At 71.5% G+C, this 17,327-nt stretch carries 14 protein-coding genes; 10 read left to right on the top strand and 4 right to left on the bottom strand.

Features of this window, described 5'->3' with window-relative positions:
- The first annotated feature begins 233 nt into the window (after positions 1 to 233).
- Positions 234 to 1,232: an ADP-ribosylglycohydrolase family protein gene (locus tag ACIQVZ_RS16295; RefSeq protein WP_402450495.1), complete on the top strand. Its 999-nt coding sequence runs from the start codon at positions 234 to 236 to the stop codon at positions 1,230 to 1,232.
- A gap of 253 nt (positions 1,233 to 1,485) precedes the next feature.
- The gene (locus ACIQVZ_RS16290) at positions 1,486 to 2,652 is read left to right on the top strand and encodes a serpin family protein (protein WP_402450494.1); all 1,167 of its coding nucleotides are present in this window, start codon (positions 1,486 to 1,488) and stop codon (positions 2,650 to 2,652) included.
- 90 nt (positions 2,653 to 2,742) lie between these two features.
- Here ACIQVZ_RS16290 and ACIQVZ_RS16285 read toward each other — a convergent pair whose 3' ends face one another.
- From ACIQVZ_RS16285 to ACIQVZ_RS16270, 4 genes are all read right to left on the bottom strand, one after another.
- On the bottom strand, positions 2,743 to 3,855 hold the full coding sequence (locus ACIQVZ_RS16285) for an ADP-ribosylglycohydrolase family protein (RefSeq protein WP_402450491.1): 1,113 nt from the start codon (positions 3,853 to 3,855) through the stop codon (positions 2,743 to 2,745).
- A 42-nt stretch (positions 3,856 to 3,897) separates the two neighbouring features.
- A complete protein-coding gene (locus ACIQVZ_RS16280) occupies positions 3,898 to 5,178 on the bottom strand; it encodes a DUF2786 domain-containing protein (protein ID WP_402450488.1) in 1,281 nt (426 codons plus the stop codon).
- Between the two features lie 101 nt (positions 5,179 to 5,279).
- Positions 5,280 to 6,911 (bottom strand): transporter, encoded by a 1,632-nt coding sequence (locus ACIQVZ_RS16275; RefSeq protein ID WP_402450486.1) that lies wholly within the window; start codon positions 6,909 to 6,911, stop codon positions 5,280 to 5,282.
- A complete protein-coding gene (locus ACIQVZ_RS16270) occupies positions 6,908 to 7,750 on the bottom strand; it encodes an ABC transporter ATP-binding protein (protein ID WP_350877088.1) in 843 nt (280 codons plus the stop codon). The genes ACIQVZ_RS16275 and ACIQVZ_RS16270 overlap by 4 nt, the downstream gene beginning before the upstream one ends.
- 253 nt (positions 7,751 to 8,003) lie before the next feature.
- Between ACIQVZ_RS16270 and ACIQVZ_RS16265 the strand changes: the two genes are divergently transcribed.
- The 8 genes from ACIQVZ_RS16265 (at position 8,004) to ACIQVZ_RS16230 (ending at position 17,271) form a co-directional block, all read left to right on the top strand.
- Positions 8,004 to 8,579 (top strand): DUF1707 and DUF4190 domain-containing protein, encoded by a 576-nt coding sequence (locus ACIQVZ_RS16265; protein WP_350877090.1) that lies wholly within the window; start codon positions 8,004 to 8,006, stop codon positions 8,577 to 8,579.
- Between the two features lie 421 nt (positions 8,580 to 9,000).
- Positions 9,001 to 9,372 (top strand): 30S ribosomal protein S12, encoded by a 372-nt coding sequence (gene rpsL, locus ACIQVZ_RS16260; protein WP_014144289.1) that lies wholly within the window; start codon positions 9,001 to 9,003, stop codon positions 9,370 to 9,372.
- A 2-nt stretch (positions 9,373 to 9,374) separates the two neighbouring features.
- A complete protein-coding gene (gene rpsG / locus ACIQVZ_RS16255; RefSeq protein ID WP_030055803.1) occupies positions 9,375 to 9,845 on the top strand; it encodes a 30S ribosomal protein S7 in 471 nt (156 codons plus the stop codon).
- Between the two features lie 39 nt (positions 9,846 to 9,884).
- Positions 9,885 to 11,990 (top strand): elongation factor G, encoded by a 2,106-nt coding sequence (gene fusA / locus ACIQVZ_RS16250; RefSeq protein WP_063348955.1) that lies wholly within the window; start codon positions 9,885 to 9,887, stop codon positions 11,988 to 11,990.
- Between the two features lie 235 nt (positions 11,991 to 12,225).
- Positions 12,226 to 13,419 carry an elongation factor Tu gene (tuf, locus tag ACIQVZ_RS16245; RefSeq protein ID WP_063348956.1) on the top strand — a complete coding sequence of 398 codons (1,194 nt, stop codon included), beginning with the start codon at positions 12,226 to 12,228 and terminating at the stop codon, positions 13,417 to 13,419.
- 185 nt (positions 13,420 to 13,604) lie between these two features.
- A complete protein-coding gene (locus tag ACIQVZ_RS16240) occupies positions 13,605 to 14,594 on the top strand; it encodes a glycosyltransferase family 2 protein (protein WP_350877093.1) in 990 nt (329 codons plus the stop codon).
- Complete coding sequence (locus ACIQVZ_RS16235; protein ID WP_350877095.1) at positions 14,591 to 15,022, top strand: GtrA family protein; 432 nt, start codon at positions 14,591 to 14,593, stop codon at positions 15,020 to 15,022. Before ACIQVZ_RS16240 ends, ACIQVZ_RS16235 begins: the two co-directional genes overlap by 4 nt.
- A 182-nt stretch (positions 15,023 to 15,204) precedes the next feature.
- Positions 15,205 to 17,271: a hypothetical protein gene (locus ACIQVZ_RS16230; RefSeq protein ID WP_402450483.1), complete on the top strand. Its 2,067-nt coding sequence runs from the start codon at positions 15,205 to 15,207 to the stop codon at positions 17,269 to 17,271.
- Positions 17,272 to 17,327 lie beyond the last annotated feature (56 nt).

Here is a 17,327-nt window from a genome sequence, read left to right as displayed (position 1 = left end):
GAGATCGCCGAACGCCTGCTGCCCCAACGCCGACAGCGGACCTGCCCCCGCGTCATCAAACGCAAGATGTCCAACTGGCCCCTCAAACGCGCCCAACACCGCAACTGGCCACCACCACAACCGGCAACAGTCACAATCACCCAGCCGGCAACAACCTAAAGTCACCGGCATTGGGTCTAGACCGAGGTCTGGGCCAGGTCGGGTCGGGTCGGTTCGAGGAACGGGGGAGAGCTGTGGGCAAGGCGACGGGGTCACTGCTGGGGCTGGCGATCGGGGATGCGATCGGCCGGGTGACCGAGTTCAAGACGGTCGAGATGATTGCCGTAGACCACCCGGACTGGCGGCAACTTCCGCTGCCCCCAAGGGCGCTGGTCACCGACGACACCCAGATGACCCTCGCCCTCGGCCGTGGTCTGCGCATTGCCCTGGAGCGCGGGCCGCTGACCCCGCTACGGCTGGAGCGGCCCGTTCGCGAGGAGTTCGTCGATTGGTGGCGCTCCCCGGAGAACAACCGTGCTCCCGGCATGACCTGCCTGCGCGCCTGCGAGCGGCTGAGCCGCCCCGCGTACCGCTGGCAGCAGGCGAGCGACGTCGGTTCCAAGGGCTGCGGCGCCAACATGCGGGTCGCTCCGGTCGGGCTGATCCGCGAACTCGACGCCCGCCAGCTCGCGGGCGCCGCGCAGCTGCAGTCCGCGCTCACCCACGGGCACCCGACCGCGCTCGCCGCCAGTGACCTCACCGCGTACGCCATCCGCAAGCTCGCCGAGGGCGTTCCGCCGGCCGGCCTGCCCGAGGTGCTGCGGGCCTACGCGCTGGCGAGCCGCGAGCGCTACGACGAGTTCTGGCTCGGCGACCTCGCCGCGCGCTGGCACGGCCGCTCGCCGCAGGACGTCATCGCCCGCGGCTGGGACGACTGCCTGGCCGTTCTCGACCGACTCGACGCTGCGCTCGCCGCGCCCGACGTCGAAGCGGACCCGTGTCTGGCCACCGGTGAGGGCTGGGTCGCCGAGGAGGCCTTCGCCACCGGCCTGCTCTGCTTCCTGCTGCTGCCGGACGACCCGGTGGCCGCCGTCCGCCGGGCCGCCTACTCCAGCGGCGACTCGGACTCCCTGGCCTGTCTGACCGGCGCCTTCGCCGGGGCCCGTCACGGGGAGTCGGTCTGGCCGCAGGAGTGGGTGGAGCGGATCGAGTACCGGGACGAGCTGCTCGCGCTCGGGGCGCTCTGGGACTGAGCTCCACGACCTGAGCTCCACGACCTGAGCTCCACGACCCGCGGTCCGGCCCCGGGCGGAACCGGGGTCGGGGGTGGTGCGTCGAAGGGCCATGACGAAGCGCAGCGCCGTAGGGCATCGCCGTTCCCGCCGTCGGGCGGGGTTGCTTCTCGCCGCCGGGTTGGCCGTCGGCCCGGCGCTGGCCGGGTGCGGGAGTGCGGCGGGCGGGGGGCCCGTGGTGGTGCGGGCCTCGGCGTCGGGGAGCCGGGCGGCGGTGGATCCGGGGCAGGTGGCGGCGGTGGCGGCCGGGACCGGCGCGTTCGGGCTGGACCTGCTGCACGCGCTGACGGCGACGCCGGACGGGGCGGGGCGCAACGTCGTGGTCTCGCCGGCCGGGCTGGCGAGCGTGCTCGGGATGCTGCTGCCGGGGGCGCGCGGCGCCACCGCCGAGGAGCTGGCCAAGGCCCTGCACACCGGGCTCGACCCGCGGCAGTACGCCCTCGCCGTCGGCGCGCCGGACGGCGGGAGCCGGGCCGGCGGCGACCAGGTCGTCCTGCGCCGGTCCGACGCCCTGTGGACGCAGCAGGGCCTGGCCGTCGCCCCGGAGTACCTGGACACGCTCGCCGCCGCCTTCGACACCGGTGTGCACCCCGTCGACTTCGCCAGGGACCCGGACGGCGCCCGCGGAAGCATCAACGCGGCGGTGGAGAAGGCCACCGAGGGGCGGATCAAGGAGCTCTTCGGCCCGCGGCAGATCACCGCCGACACCCGGCTGGCGCTCACCGACGCGCTCTACCTGAAGGCGGCGTGGGCCTCCGGGTTCAAGCCCGCGAACACCTCCGAGCGCCCCTTCCACCGGTTGGACGGCTCCACCCCGTCGGTGAGCACGATGAGCCGCACCGGCACCCTCCGGTACGCCGAGGGCTCCGGCGGCATCGTCGGCGAACCCTGGCAGGCCGTCGAACTGCCTTACGTGGGAGGTGGGTTGGCGATGGACCTGATCGTCCCCGCACAGGGCGGGTACGCGGCCTTCAGCAAGGGCCTGGACCGGGCCCAGCTCGACCGGATCCTCGGCGGGCTCGACGAGCGGTCCGTCGACCTGACCCTGCCGCGGTTCCACTTCGACACGGCCAACGACCTCGTCCCCGCCCTGCGCTCACTCGGCGTCAAGGCGGCCTTCGACGCGCCCGACTTCACCGGCATCACCGCCAAGGAGCCGCTCGGCCTGGGCGCGGTGGTGCAGAAGGCCACCGTCGAGGTGAACGAGGACGGTACGGTCGCGGCGGCCGGCAGCGGCGCCGGGGTGGCGGCGATGGCGGCGCCGGCCGCGCCGGAGTCCGTCCAGCTGTACATCGACCGGCCGTTCCTGTTCCTGATCCGCGACACCGTCGACGGGCGGCCGCTGTTCCTCGGCCAGGTCACCGACCCGCAGGCGCCCTGAGCCGACCCGCAGGCGCCTTGAGCCGACTCGCAGGCGCCTTGAGCCGACCCGCAGACGAAGCGGGCGAAGCACACGGAGGCGGATCGGGCGTCACCAGGCCGGGTAGCGCCCGCCGAGCGCCGGGTGGGCCGGGTCGCGGCTGCCGAACAGCACCAGCAGGTCGTCCGCGACCCGCAGCAGTTCGGCCCGGCCCTCGACCGCCCCCGCCCACTCGGCGGGCAGCGCCGAGGCGCCGTACGCGGCGCCGACCAGGTTGCCGCAGACCGCGCCGGTGGAGTCGCTGTCCCCGGAGTGGTTCACCGACAGCACCAGCGCGCTGCGCACCGGGTCGGGTTCGAGGGTGGTCGCCAGCAGCGAGTACACCGCGATGGCCAGGCACTCCTCGGCGATCCAGCCGAGCCCGACCCGCTCCACGGACTCCGCCGTCGGCTGCGACTCCTGGGCCACCCGGACGGCCCGGGCCAGCGCCTGCACCGTCTCCTTGGACCCCGGCAGCTCGCGGATCTGCTCCACGGTCTCGCCGACCGCCGCCCACGGCTCGGTCCCGCTGGCGAGCCGCTCGACCAGTGCCGCGAAGGCGCCCGCCGAGAGGTAGCCGGTCGGGTGCCCGTGGGTGATCTGGGCGCACTGCACGGCCAGCCCGAAGGACAGCTCGACGCCCAGCCGGGCCAGCCCGAACGGCGCCGAGCGCATCACCGTGCCGCAGCCCTTGGAGTCCGGGTTGATCGGCCCCGGCTGCCCGATCACGGACGGCGACTCGAACTCCGGGTGCTCGGCCACCCCGCTCATGCAGGCGTTGCCGGGCGCCCGCGACGCGTACAGGAAGGGCCTGGTCAGCAGCCAGCCGTCGTACGGGCGGGGCTGCGGCGCGGTGTCCGGCGAGCCCTGGCGCTGGGTCAGCAGCCAGCGCCGGTACGCGGCGTGGACGGCCTCCGGCACCGAGCCGCCGCCGCCCGTCCAGCCGCGGACGAAGGCACGGATCAGGCCCTCGGCGGTGAACAGGGTCATCTGGGTGTCGTCGGTGACTTCGACCGGCCCGGCGCCGGCCGGCAGCCCGGTCACGCCGTCCGGCCCGTACCGCTGCTGGATCTGGTGGAGCTGCTGGAACTCCACCGGCCAGCCCAGCGCGTCGCCGACGGCCCCGCCGAGCAGCGCCCCGCGCACCCGGTCGCGGTATCCCGATTCGGCCGCCGACTCCGTCACGTCGATCCCCCTTGGTTCATGGCGGGATACGTTCTATCAGGTCTACCGGCGGATCTGCCCGGCGCGCCCGTGCAGCGCGGCGCGGTCGGCGGCGGCGCGCCCGGCCGCCCAGCCCACGCCGTCGCTCACCCGGACCCGTTGCGAGACCAGCTTGGGGAACAGCCGGCCGACCTCGTCGTCCACCGCCTCGGAGCGGGCGGCGAGCGCGGGCAGCAGCCGCTCGTCGGGCAGCAGCTGCTCCTCGGTGCCGTCCTCGCGCAGGTGCCGGCCGGCCGCGGCGGCGGTGGTCGCGCGTTCGGTGGCGGCGGTCAGCCGCTCGCGGATCCGCGCCGCGTACGCGACCAGGAAGGAGTGCCGGAACGCCTTGCTGCGCGAGTCCCGGCGAGAGCCGGCCTTGTTGAGCGCGTGGGTGGCCTGCACCAGCAGCGAGGTGTAGAGCAGCTCGACGCCGTCCAGGTCGCCGTCGAAGCCGACGACGGTGCAGAAGCCGAACTCCTTGGCCCACACGACCCGGCACCGGTTGGCCGCCGCGACGGCGTCCAGCAGCATCGTCTTGGGGCTCTCGTACGGGTTGTCCACGCCGATCCGCAGCGCCGCCGGGGTGTTCCGGTCGTCTCCGGTGGCGGCCAGCAGCGCATCGTCGATGCTGTGCTGGGCCATCAGCTGCTGGGCCTTGGTGGTGAGCGCCTCAGCCTCCTCCGGGTACTCGGTGGACTCGGCCTTGGCCAGCAGCGCCCGGATCCGGGCCAGCATCCTCGGCTCGCCGGCCTGCGGGCCGGTGGTGCGCTCGGCCTGCGGCCGCCGGCCCGGCGCGGGGCCGACCGGGGAGATCGGCGGCAGCCGGCCCCAGGTCCGCAGCAGCTCCAGGGCGGTGGTGGCGAGCGCGAAGCGGTCCAGCCGGTGCCGGTCGGCGAAGGCGCCGAGGTACTGCTCGTCGCCCGGCCACCACACCTCGGCCTCCAGCTCGCGCAACTGCTCGTGCCAGCGCCGGTCGAGGGCGGCCGCGGCGTGCCGACGGCCCTCGGCGGCGATCAGGTCCACCGCGAGGGCCAGGTGGACGGGCTTCAGCCCGCGCCGGACCACCCGGGCGAGGTCCGCCGGACGCCACCCGGCGGACCAGCAGCGGCCGACGGCGGTGTCCGCGTACCCCAGCAGGGCCCGGCTGACCGCCGGCCACTGGCCGGCCGAGGCGGCGAGCAGCGACGCCCCGGTGTCGAGGGCGAGGTCCAGCGTCTCGTCCGGGGCGGTCAGCACAGATCGCACCGCCTGCTCCAGCAGCGGGCCGGCGCCCCCGTCCCCGTCCTGCTGCGCGCGCTTGCCCACGGTGTGTCCCTGCTCTCCTCGACGGTCCGGCCCTCCCGCCCATGATGCCGGAGCGCCCGGCCCCTTCGACGGGACCGGGCGCTCCGGGTGACGCGGGCGACTCAGCGCTCGACGGCCTTGGCCAGGATCTCCGGGGCGCGCTCCAGCAGCCGCCCGGCCGCGAAGCGGATGCCGAGGGCGGCGATCAGGGCGCCGTAGAGCGGGCCGGCCAGCAGGACCGGCCAGGTCGGGCCGGCGGAGAGCAGCGCCCAGCCGAGGTAGCCGCTCACCGGCAGGGAGAGCAACGCCACACCGAACAGCGAGCCGAACTGGTTGACCAGCACCAGGCCGCCCTGCCCGGGGGCGGCGTTGCGCATCGGGTTGCTGTCGGCCGGCATGGTGTACGGCGCGAGCACGCTGAGCGTCGCGCCGAGCGCGACGCCGCAGCCGAGCAGGGCGAGCGCGAGGCCGAGTGCGGACGGCAGACCGGCCCAGTCGCCGGTGGCGGCGGCCAGCACGGGCCCGAGCACCAGCGTCACCGGAACGGCGTACGACAGCACCGCGTAGGCCCGGCCGCGCAGCTCGTCCCGGGCGTCGGCCGGGGTGAGCAGGGTGGCGGCGACCATCCAGAACGCCGAGCCGTCCATGCCGAACAGGTTGAGCATCTGCAGCCCGAGGAACATCCCGGTCATCGCCAGCAGGTAGACGCTCGACCAGCCCTGGACCATCGACAGCACGCAGATCACCAGCGTCATGCCGATGCTGGTGAACACCGCGGCCTTGGCCCGCGGCTCCCGCCAGGCGTACCGGAGGTGGCGCTGCATCACCGCGCCGGTCCGGCCCTCGGGCAGGAAGCTCCAGCCGCGCGAGCTCTGCACGCCGCGGGCCACCTCCAGGGTGGAGGAGTCGGCGGTGACCATCAGCTCCTGGAGGCTGCCGCGCCACCAGCGCAGCAGCAGGGCGAGCAGCGCCGCGGCCGCGGCGAGCTGGAACAGCGCCAGCCCGTACCGCCCCTCGCCGGCGGTGCGGGCCGCGTCCGCCGCGCTGACCGGCGGCAGCCAGCGCAGCACGGAGGCGATCGGCGCCAGCGGGCTGAGGTCGAGGTGGTCCCCGGGGCGGCCGAAGACGCTCTGCGAGCCGACGTTGGCGGCCTGCACGAGCAGGGCGAACAGCAGTCCGCCGAAGATCGCGAAGTCCTTGCCGCGCCGGCTGGAGAGCATCCGGGCGTTGCCGGCGGCGACCGCCCGGGCGAGCGTGACCAGGCAGAGCACGGCCAGCGGGACGCCGACCAGCGCGGCCGCGGCCGAGGCACCGCCGTTGGCGCCGGACAGCGCCGCGCCGGTCACCAGCACCAGGCTGACCAGCGGGCCGGGCCCGATCAGCGCGGCCAGCAGCGAGCCGCGCAGCAGCGGGCCGGGCCGCAGCGGGAGCATGGTGAGCCGGGTCGGGTCGGCGCTCTCGTCGCTGGAGAAGAGGAACAGCGGCAGCGCCGCCCAGCCGAGGGTGAGCACGCCGAGCAGCATCACCCCGGCGTCCCCGGAGCCGTCGAAGCGCCCGTTCAGCATGGCGAGGGCGAAGGCGATGCCGGCCGCGAAGGCCAGGCCGACGACACCGCCGATGACGTACACGGCGGTCCGGCCGGGGCTGCGCCGCAGGCCGTTGCGCAGCAGCCGCAGCTTGAGCGCCACCAGGGCGCGGACCACCGTCCGCCCGTCGGGCACCGGGGTCGGGGCGGCCGCGGGGGTGGTGCTCACTGCCCGCCCCCGAGCTGCGCGCCGGTCTGCCCACTGGCTTGTCCGCCGAGCCAGCCGAGCGCCTGGCCGTCGTCCTCGCGGACGCCGATCAGCCCGAGGAAGGCCTCGTGGAGGCTGCGCCCGCCGCGCACGGTGTCCAGCGGGCCGTGGGCGATCACCCGGCCGGCGTTGACCACGGCGACCCAGTCGCAGAGCTGTTCGACCAGTTCCATCACGTGGCTGGAGAAGATCACCGTGGATCCGGCCGCCGCGTACCGCTTGAGCACGCCGCGGATGGTCTGCGCGGAGACCGGGTCGACGCCCTCGAAGGGCTCGTCGAGGAACAGCACGTCGGGGTTGTGCAGCAGCGCGGCGGCCAGACCGATCTTCTTGCGCATGCCGGTGGAGTAGTCGGCGACCAGCTTGTCGGCGTCGCGGGCGAGGTCCAGGACGGCCAGCAGTTCCTCCGCGCGGCGGTCCACCTCGGCGCCGGGCAGGCCGCGCAGCCGCCCGTTGTACTGCAGCAGTTCGCGGCCGCTGAGGCGCTCGAACATCCGCAGCCCCTCGGGCAGGATGCCGATCCGCGCCTTGACCGCGACCGGGTCGGCCCAGACGTCGCCGCCGTGGATGAGGACGGTGCCCTGGTCGGGCCGGAGCAGGCCGGTGGCCATGGACAGCGTGGTGGTCTTGCCGGCGCCGTTCGGGCCGACCAGGCCGATGAAGGAGCCGGCCGGCAGCTCCAGGCTGAGTCCGGCGACGGCGGCCTGGCCGCCGAAGTGCTTCCACAGCCCCTGGATGCTGACGGCGGAGGGGGGAACGGGTACGGGGTGGTCGGACGGCGGCGGCGCTGACGCCTGCATGGCGGCCTTCTCTGTTCGCTGGCGGATGGGTGTCTCGGAATCAGCCTGTCACTGCGGAAACGGGCTGTCTCCCGAGTTGAGGATCCCCTGAGCGAGTGGGCCGAACGAGTGAGGCGCGCCGTCGGGACGGCGCGTTACGGCGGGTGCCGGGCCGGAATTGGCAACTACTCAGCTGCGCCGTTCGTCCTGCACTATGAGGGACAGTGAGGGACAGCGAGGCGCGCGGGGCCGCGCCGGGTGCCGGGAGGTGCGGATGGCCGTTCAACCGTGGGGAGCCGCGGGCCCCGGCGAGCCCGATCGCCGCGGGGACTGGCAGCCCCAGCCCGCCCCGCAGGCCGCCCCGCAACCCGTCCCGCAGCCCGGGTTCCACGCGGGGATGCGCGCCGGGTACGCGGACCGTGACCGGACGATCGACGTGCTGAAGGCCGCGTTCGCCGAGGGCCGGCTCTCCGCCGAGGAGTACGAGCAGCGCCACGAGCAGGCCTCCGGCGCGCAGACCTACGGCCAGCTGGCCGGGCTGGTGTCCGACCTGCCCTCCGGCCCGATGCCGTCGCCGATGGCCTTCGCCGCCCCGCCCGTCCCGGCGACCTTCCTTCCGCCGCCCCCGCCGCCGGTTCGCTCCACCAACGGGCTGGCGGTCACCTCGCTGGTCTTCGGCCTGACCGGTCTCTCGCTGCCCGCGGTGGTCGTCGGGCACGTCGCGAAGGCCCAGCTGAGCCGCCACGACCGGGCCGGCGACTGGGTCTCCACCCTCGGCCTGCTCTTCGGCTACGCGGGCTGCGCGCTCTGGACGCTGCTTCTCCTGGTGGCGCTGCAGGCGCCGATCTGAGCGAGCCGCCCGGGGCGCGTCCCGCCCCGGTGGCGGCGGTCGGCGGGCTGTGGTAGAGCGGTTGGAGGGCGGCCCGACACCGGGTGGTCGCGTCCGGGACACTCCTGGGACATCCGGCCGAAGGTCGCGACCTGCGGCGTTGCATTTGTTTTGACCGCGCCCGATGCGCTAGGTACGCTCTGACCTTGTGCCTGGGGTGTCCCCGGGTCCTTGTGCGTGCATGCACACCGGTCGCCGCGCCGAGCCGGAGCGCCTTCCAGCGCCCCGCGCGTTGAGCGCCGTCGCTGTACATCAGCTCATGGGATTCCGTGTCGGAATAAGCCCAACACACCCGACCGCGTGGGTCGACCACGGGGCCGTGTGCGGGGGATCACCGCAGGTTAGTTTTACCAAGCCTTGGCACACAGAAAACGGAGAAACGGTGCCTACGATCCAGCAGCTGGTCCGAAAGGGCCGGCAGGACAAGGTCGAGAAGAACAAGACTCCCGCGCTGAAGGGTTCCCCGCAGCGTCGTGGGGTCTGCACGCGTGTGTACACGACCACCCCGAAGAAGCCGAACTCGGCTCTCCGCAAGGTCGCCCGTGTGCGCCTCACCAGCGGGATCGAGGTCACCGCTTACATCCCGGGCGAGGGCCACAATCTGCAGGAGCACTCCATCGTGCTGGTGCGCGGTGGTCGTGTGAAGGACCTTCCTGGTGTCCGCTACAAGATCATCCGCGGTTCGCTTGACACCCAGGGTGTCAAGAACCGCAAGCAGGCTCGCAGCCGCTACGGCGCCAAGAAGGAGAAGTAAGAATGCCTCGTAAGGGCCCCGCCCCGAAGCGCCCGGTCATCATCGACCCGGTTTACGGCTCCCCGGTCGTCACCCAGCTGGTCAACAAGATCCTGCTGCACGGCAAGCGCTCCACCGCCGAGCGGATCGTCTACGGCGCCCTCGAGGGCGTTCGTGAGAAGACCGGCTCGGACCCGGTCGTGACGCTGAAGCGCGCGCTGGAGAACGTCAAGCCGGCCCTCGAGGTCAAGTCCCGCCGTGTCGGTGGCGCGACCTACCAGGTTCCGGTCGAGGTCCGTCCGGGCCGCGCCAGCACCCTGGCGCTGCGCTGGATGGTCGGTTACTCCCGCGCCCGTCGCGAGAAGACCATGACCGAGCGCCTGATGAACGAGATCCTCGACGCCAGCAACGGCCTGGGCGCTTCCGTGAAGCGTCGCGAGGACACCCACAAGATGGCCGAGTCCAACAAGGCCTTCGCGCACTACCGCTGGTAGTCCCTACCCCGTCACTAGACAGAGAGAGAACGAGCCACCATGGCTGCAACCTCCCTTGACCTCGCCAGGGTCCGCAACATCGGGATCATGGCGCACATCGACGCGGGCAAGACCACCACCACCGAGCGGATCCTGTTCTACACCGGCGTCTCGTACAAGATCGGTGAGGTCCACGATGGCGCTGCCACCATGGACTGGATGGAGCAGGAGCAGGAGCGCGGCATCACGATCACGTCGGCCGCGACGACCTGTCACTGGACGGTCGACGACGTCGACAACACCATCAACATCATCGACACCCCGGGTCACGTCGACTTCACCGTAGAGGTGGAGCGTTCGCTGCGCGTCCTCGACGGTGCCGTGACGGTGTTCGACGGTGTTGCCGGTGTCGAGCCCCAGTCCGAGACCGTGTGGCGGCAGGCTGACCGCTACGGCGTCCCGCGCATCTGCTTCATCAACAAGCTGGACCGCACGGGCGCGAACTTCTTCTTCTGCGTCAAGACCATCGTGGACCGCCTCGGCGCGACCCCGCTGGTCATGCAGCTCCCGATCGGTGCCGAGGCGGACTTCAAGGGCGTTGTCGACCTTGTCCGCATGAAGGCGCTGGTCTGGTCCGCCGAGGCCGCCAAGGGCGAGATGTACGACATCGTCGACATCCCGGCCGAGCTGCAGGAGCAGGCGAACGAGTACCGCGAGATGCTCCTGGACGAGGTGTCGAACGTCAGCGATGACGTGATGATGCTCGCCATGGAGGGCGAGGACGTCCCCGAGGAGCTGCTGTACGAGGCGATCCGCAAGGGCACCCTGGAGTCGGCCTTCACGCCGATCTTCTGCGGTACCGCGTTCAAGAACAAGGGCGTTCAGCCCCTGCTCGACGCGGTCGTCAAGTACCTCCCGTCGCCGCTGGACATCGAGTCGGTTGAGGGCACCAAGCCCAACGACCCGGAGACCAAGATCACCCGCAAGGCCTCGGACGACGAGCCCCTGGCCGCGCTGGCGTTCAAGATCATGTCCGACCCGCACCTGGGCAAGCTCACCTTCGTCCGGATCTACTCCGGCCGCCTGGAGTCCGGCACCTCGGTGCTGAACGCCGTGAAGGGCAAGAAGGAGCGCATCGGCAAGATCTACCGCATGCACGCGAACAAGCGTGAGGAGATCGAGTCGGTGGGCGCCGGCGACATCGTCGCCGTCATGGGCCTGAAGCAGACCACCACTGGTGAGACGCTGTCCGACGAGAAGGCCCCGGTCATCCTGGAGTCCATGGACTTCCCGGCCCCGGTCATCCGCGTCGCGATCGAGCCCAAGTCCAAGGGTGACCAGGAGAAGCTGGGTGTTGCCATCCAGCGTCTCGCCGAGGAGGACCCGTCCTTCCAGGTCAACACGGACGAGGAGACCGGCCAGACCATCATCGCGGGTATGGGCGAGCTGCACCTCGAGGTGCTGGTCGACCGTATGAAGCGTGAGTTCAAGGTCGAGGCCAACGTCGGCAAGCCGCAGGTCGCGTACCGCGAGACGATCCGTCAGGCCGTCGAGCGCATCGACTACACCCACAAGAAGCAGACCGGTGGTTCCGGTCAGTTCGCCAAGGTGCAGATCGCGATCGAGCCGCTCGAGCAGGCCGAGGGCTACGAGTTCGTCAACCAGGTCACCGGTGGCCGCGTGCCGCGGGAGTACATCCCGTCGGTCGACGCCGGTTGCCAGGAGGCCATGGAGTTCGGCATCCTCGCCGGCTACCCGCTGCAGGGTGTCCGCGTGAAGCTGCTCGACGGCCAGGCGCACGACGTCGACTCGTCCGAGCTCGCGTTCAAGATCGCCGGTTCGATGGCGTTCAAGGAAGGCGCGCGGAAGGCCAAGCCGGTCCTCCTCGAGCCGATGATGGCCGTCGAGGTCACCACGCCCGAGGACTACATGGGCGACGTGATCGGTGACATCAACTCTCGCCGTGGCCAGATCCGGTCCATGGACGAGCGTCACGGTGCCCGCGTCGTCACGGCGCTGGTGCCGCTCTCCGAGATGTTCGGCTACGTCGGTGATCTGCGCAGCAAGACCTCTGGTCGCGCCAGCTACTCGATGCAGTTCGACTCGTACGCCGAGGTTCCGAAGGCCGTGGCGGAGGAGATCATCGCCAAGGCCAAGGGCGAGTAAGGACCGGCTCCAGCCGGTTCCCTACGAGGCCGCGGCCGTCCCGATATTTCGGGACGATTGTGAACCCTTAGGCTATTAGGAGGCGTCCCGGGAGAATCCGGTCGGATTCTCCCGGGGGGCCTCCGGCCCCCACCCCGCGGGACGGTGCGAGGTGCTTCCGGCACCTCGGGCCAAACCCGATCAAAGACCAACTGACGTCAGCACGGCGTACAGAACTGTCCTCAGGAGGACTGCAGTGGCGAAGGCGAAGTTCGAGCGGACGAAGCCCCACGTCAACATCGGCACCATTGGTCACATTGACCACGGTAAGACGACCCTTACCGCGGCGATCACCAAGGTGCTGCACGACGCTCACCCGGAGATCAACCCCTTCACGCCGTTCGACCAGATCGACAAGGCGCCGGAGGAGCGGCAGCGCGGTATCACCATCTCGATCGCGCACGTCGAGTACCAGACCGAGGCGCGTCACTACGCCCACGTCGACTGCCCGGGTCACGCGGACTACATCAAGAACATGATCACCGGTGCGGCCCAGATGGACGGTGCGATCCTCGTCGTCGCCGCCACCGACGGCCCGATGCCGCAGACCAAGGAGCACGTCCTCCTGGCCCGCCAGGTCGGCGTCCCCTACATCGTCGTCGCCCTGAACAAGGCCGACATGGTGGACGACGAGGAGATCCTGGAGCTCGTCGAGCTCGAGGTCCGCGAGCTCCTCTCGGAGTACGAGTTCCCGGGCGACGACCTGCCGGTCGTCCGCGTCTCCGCGCTGAAGGCGCTGGAGGGCGACAAGGAGTGGGGCGAGAAGCTCCTCGGCCTCATGGCTGCCGTGGACGAGGCCATCCCGACCCCGGCCCGCGCCGTGGACCAGCCGTTCCTGATGCCGATCGAGGACGTCTTCACGATCACCGGTCGTGGCACCGTCGTCACCGGTCGTATCGAGCGTGGCATCCTCAAGGTCAACGAGACTGTCGACATCATCGGCATCAAGGAGACCAAGACCACCACCACGGTCACCGGCATCGAGATGTTCCGCAAGCTGCTCGACGAGGGCCAGGCCGGTGAGAACGTCGGTCTGCTGCTCCGTGGCATCAAGCGCGAGGACGTCGAGCGCGGCCAGGTCATCATCAAGCCGGGTTCGGTCACGCCGCACACCGACTTCGAGGCCCAGTCCTACATCCTGTCGAAGGACGAGGGTGGCCGCCACACCCCGTTCTTCAACAACTACCGCCCGCAGTTCTACTTCCGTACCACGGACGTGACCGGCGTCGTGACCCTCCCCGAGGGCACCGAGATGGTCATGCCGGGCGACAACACCGCCATGACGGTCGCGCTGATCCAGCCGATCGCCATGGAGGAGGGCCTGAAGTTCGCCATCCGTGAGGGTGGCCGCACCGTGGGCGCCGGCCAGGTCACCAAGATCATCAAGTAATTGGTGTTCTGACCTGTCTGTCCCGCACAGGCGAACCGAAGGGCTCCGCACACCCAGGTGTGCGGAGCCCTTCGGCCTTCATCAGGCTTTCACGCGCCTTCACGCGCTTTCACGGGCTGCTCATGGCCGGCTGTTATTGTCGGGCGACCGTCCAGCCCGCCGTCGCGGAAAGTGGGATCCAACGCATGCCAACGGCACCACTGTTGTCGGTCGTGATGCCGATCTACAACGAGCAGGAGGCGCTCCCGCTGACCGTCGAGCGGCTGCGGCCGATCCTGGACGGGCTCGGGGTCGACTACGAGGTCGTGGGCGTCGACGACGGCAGCACGGACGCCACCCCCGTCGTCCTGCAGAAGGTCCGGCAGGACTGGCCGGAGTTCCGCATCGTCCGCTTCGCCCGCAACTCGGGGCACCAGGCCGCGCTCACCGCCGGCATCCACCGGGCGCGCGGCGACTACGTGGTGAGCATCGACGCCGACCTCCAGGACCCGCCGGAGAAGATCCCGGAGATGCTCGACCTGGCCCGCGAGCAGGGCTTCGACGTCGTCTACGGCGTGCGCGGGGACCGCGCCACCGACACCGCCTTCAAGCGCCGGACGGCCGGCGCCTACTACTGGCTGATGCGCAAGCTGGTCGGCAAGCGGATGCCCAACCAGGCCGGCGACTTCCGCCTGCTCAGCCGCGCGGCCGTGGAGGCCCTCAAGCAGCTGCCCGAGCACCAGCCGGTCTACCGGCTGCTGGTGCCGTGGCTCGGCTTCCCCAGCGGCGAGGTGGTGTACGTCCGGGAGGAGCGGGTCGCCGGCGGTACCCACTACCCGCTGTCCAAGATGGTCCGGCTCGCGCTGGACAGCGTGACCAACTTCTCCGCCGCCCCGCTGCGGCTGGCCACCTGGCTGGGCCTGGTGAGCTTCGTGGTCTGCCTGGCCCTCGCGGTCTACACCACCCTCTCGTACGCGCTCGGTGCGACCGTGCCCGGCTGGTCCTCGCTGTTCATCGGCATGCTCTTCATCGGCGCCGTGCAGCTGATCTGCGTCGGACTGCTGGGGGAGTACGTCGGCCGGATCTACTCGGCGGTGCAGGCCCGCCCGACCTACTTCGTCGGCTACGACTCGGCGGACGACGAACTGGCGCAGGACGGCGCGGCGCGGGGCGACGCGCGGGGCCCGGGCCGGTGACCGTCACCGCGGAACCGGCGGAGCCCGTCCAGCCGGCCCCGTCGACCCGCCGCCAGCTGCCGTCCTTCCTGGTCATCGGGGTGCTCAGCACCGTCTTCTACCTGGCGCTCTTCGTCGCCGCGCGCTGGTTCACCGACCCGCAGGCGGCGAACCTGATCGCGCTGGCCGTCAGCGCGGTGGCCAACACCGCGGCCAACCGCCGCTTCACCTTCGGGGTCACCGGCTCGCAGGGCATGGTCCGGCACCAGCTCCAGGGCGCGGTGGCCTTCCTGATCGGGCTCGGCCTCAGCGCGGGCGCGCTCGCCCTGCTGGACCAGGTGGCGCCGAACGCCTCCCGGCCGGTGGAGGTCGCCGGACTGGTCGCCGCCAACGGCCTGGCCACGGTGGCCCGGTTCGTCCTGTTGAAGATCTGGGTCTTCCGGGGTTGAACCGGGGCTGAACGGCGGCCGTTCCCACCGGTTCGGGTGCCGCCCACCCGGCCCCCTCAGCCCGTCGTGCCGACGGGCCCCTCGGTATGCTGTGGCTCGTAGCCTGCCCGCTGACGGTAGTGGAAGTCCGCACCCGGCCGGGGAGACGGGCGGCAGGGACTTGACCGAAGGGGCACGGCACCGTGTCGACCGTACATTCCTCGCCTGAGCGCGAGCTTCAACGTCCGACCGCACCGCCGGGGCCGCCGCCCGAGCCGACCACCGGTGGACGGTCCAGACGCAACCCGCTCGTCCTGGCCGGGGGGCTGGCCCTGTCCTGGCTGGTGCCGACCGGGCTGGTCGCGCTGGACCTGGGCGTCCTGCTGCTGCCGCTGCTGCTGTTCTCGATAGCCGCCGTGCTCCGGGTCGGCGGCGTGCTGCTCGACCGGCTGTTCGTCGCCGGGCTGGTGCTCGCCGGTTCGGTGCTGACGTTCGGCCTGCTCTTCTCGCTCTGGCCGTGGGGCCTCTCGCCGGTCGCCACCAGCGGCCTGATGTTCAGCGTGGTGACGGTCGCCGCCTGGGCCGCCCGCCGCGGCCCGCGCCTGCCGTTGCGCTTCCGCTGGTCCGACCTGCTGGTCCTGGGCACCGGTTACGGCGTCTGGCACTACCTCTTCCACCCGATCGCGGGAACGTCCGCGGCCGAGCGGGTCGCGTACTTCGCCACGTCGGAGGACCGGCTCGCGCACTTCTCCTTCTTCTCCGGCATCCAGAACGTCGGCGGCTTCAACTTCCTCCACCAGGACGCGGCCAGGTCCTTCCTGATACCGCCGTCCGAGGTGACGTACCCGCAGGGCTCCCACTTCCTGCTGGCCTGGACGGACACCCTCGTCCACTCCTCCGCCGACTCCGGCGACATGCTCTACACCATGAACCGGTACTTCCTGTACCTGCTGGTGGGCTACGCGCTGTTCTGCGCCGTGCTGGTCTGGGCGGCCCGGTGGATCGGCGGGCCGCGGCTGCGCGGCTGGCGCTGCGCGGCGGTGTGCGCGACCGTCGGCGCGATCATGTTCGCGAGCAACTACATGGACCTGATGGTCCACGGCTTCGACTCGACCTTCATCGGGCTGCTGCTGATAGCACTCGCGCTGGCCGTGCTGATCCGGCCGGCGATGGGCACCACCGAGTTCGTGCTGGCCGCGTCGGCCGGACTGATCACCGTCACCTACGCGTACAACATCTACGGCGCCTTCGTCGGCGTCGCACTGCTGGGCGCGCTGGTGGCGCACCGGCGCAAGTTCGCCGGGCGCTGGTGGTGGACCGCCGGCGCGCTGGCGTGCGCGCTGGGCGTGGCCGCGCTGCCGAGCGTCCTGTCCGTGCTGGGCAACCTCGACGTGGCCGGTGCCTCGAACATGAACGGCCCGAGCGTCGGGGCCGACCGCTCCATACTCATCGGCGGCGGGCTGCTCGGCCTGCTGGCCGCGGTCATGCCGCGCAACCGCCGGACCGCCGTCGGCCAGGCGCACCTCGCGGTCCTGCTCGGCACCGGGGGGCTGCTCAGCGCCTTCGCCGCCTACCAGCTGCACACCATCGGCAAGTACTCGTACTACTTCCACAAGATGACGGCCGTGGGCGTCGTGGTCAGCCTGATATCCCTCGGCGCCGTCGGGGTCATGCTGCAGAGCCCGTACCGGGGGACGGCCCGCACGCTGCCGAGCCGCCTCGGCGAGCTGGCGATATCCGGCCTCGCCGTCGCCGCCGCGCTCAGCCTCTTCGCCAACGTGCAGTGGGGCTTCCTGACCACCAAGGACAACCCGTCCGCCTGGTCCGCCAACCCGCTGGTGGCCTGGGGACGCGGCGAGTTCAAGGGGGACATGGGCCCCAAGGGCGCGCAGGCGCTCGACATATCGAGCAAGGGCCCGGTGATCGCGCTCTTCGCCAACGACGACTACAAGAACCTCAAGGCCACCTGGCTCGCCTCGCTGCTGAACCGGCGCGGGGGCGACATGACGGCGCTGTACGACATCCACTGGGTGTCCATCGGCGGCCCCCAGGTGAAGGAGGAGGACTACCAGAAGTCCCTGGGCCGCCTCAAGGGAGCCATCGACAAGCTCCCGGCCGCGCCCGTCCCGCCGACCGTCCTGACCGCCGACCCCTCCGTGGGCGACCGGATCAAGCGGGACCTGGCGGCGCAGGGTGTCACGGTGACGGTGCTGAGCGATCCTCAGAACCTTTGGACAGAGCCGTGGTCCCGTACCTTCCCGGGTGTCTGAGGGTGGGGGCCACCGTCATCGGACGTTCACGGCTACCCGCTACTATTCACAGCAAT

Origin of the sequence: Kitasatospora sp. NPDC098663 (assembly GCF_044760075.1) — a bacterium.
Lineage (GTDB): Bacteria > Actinomycetota > Actinomycetes > Streptomycetales > Streptomycetaceae > Kitasatospora.
The sequence above is the reverse complement of the archived record's forward strand: the minus strand, read 5'-3'. Positions and strand labels throughout refer to the sequence as shown.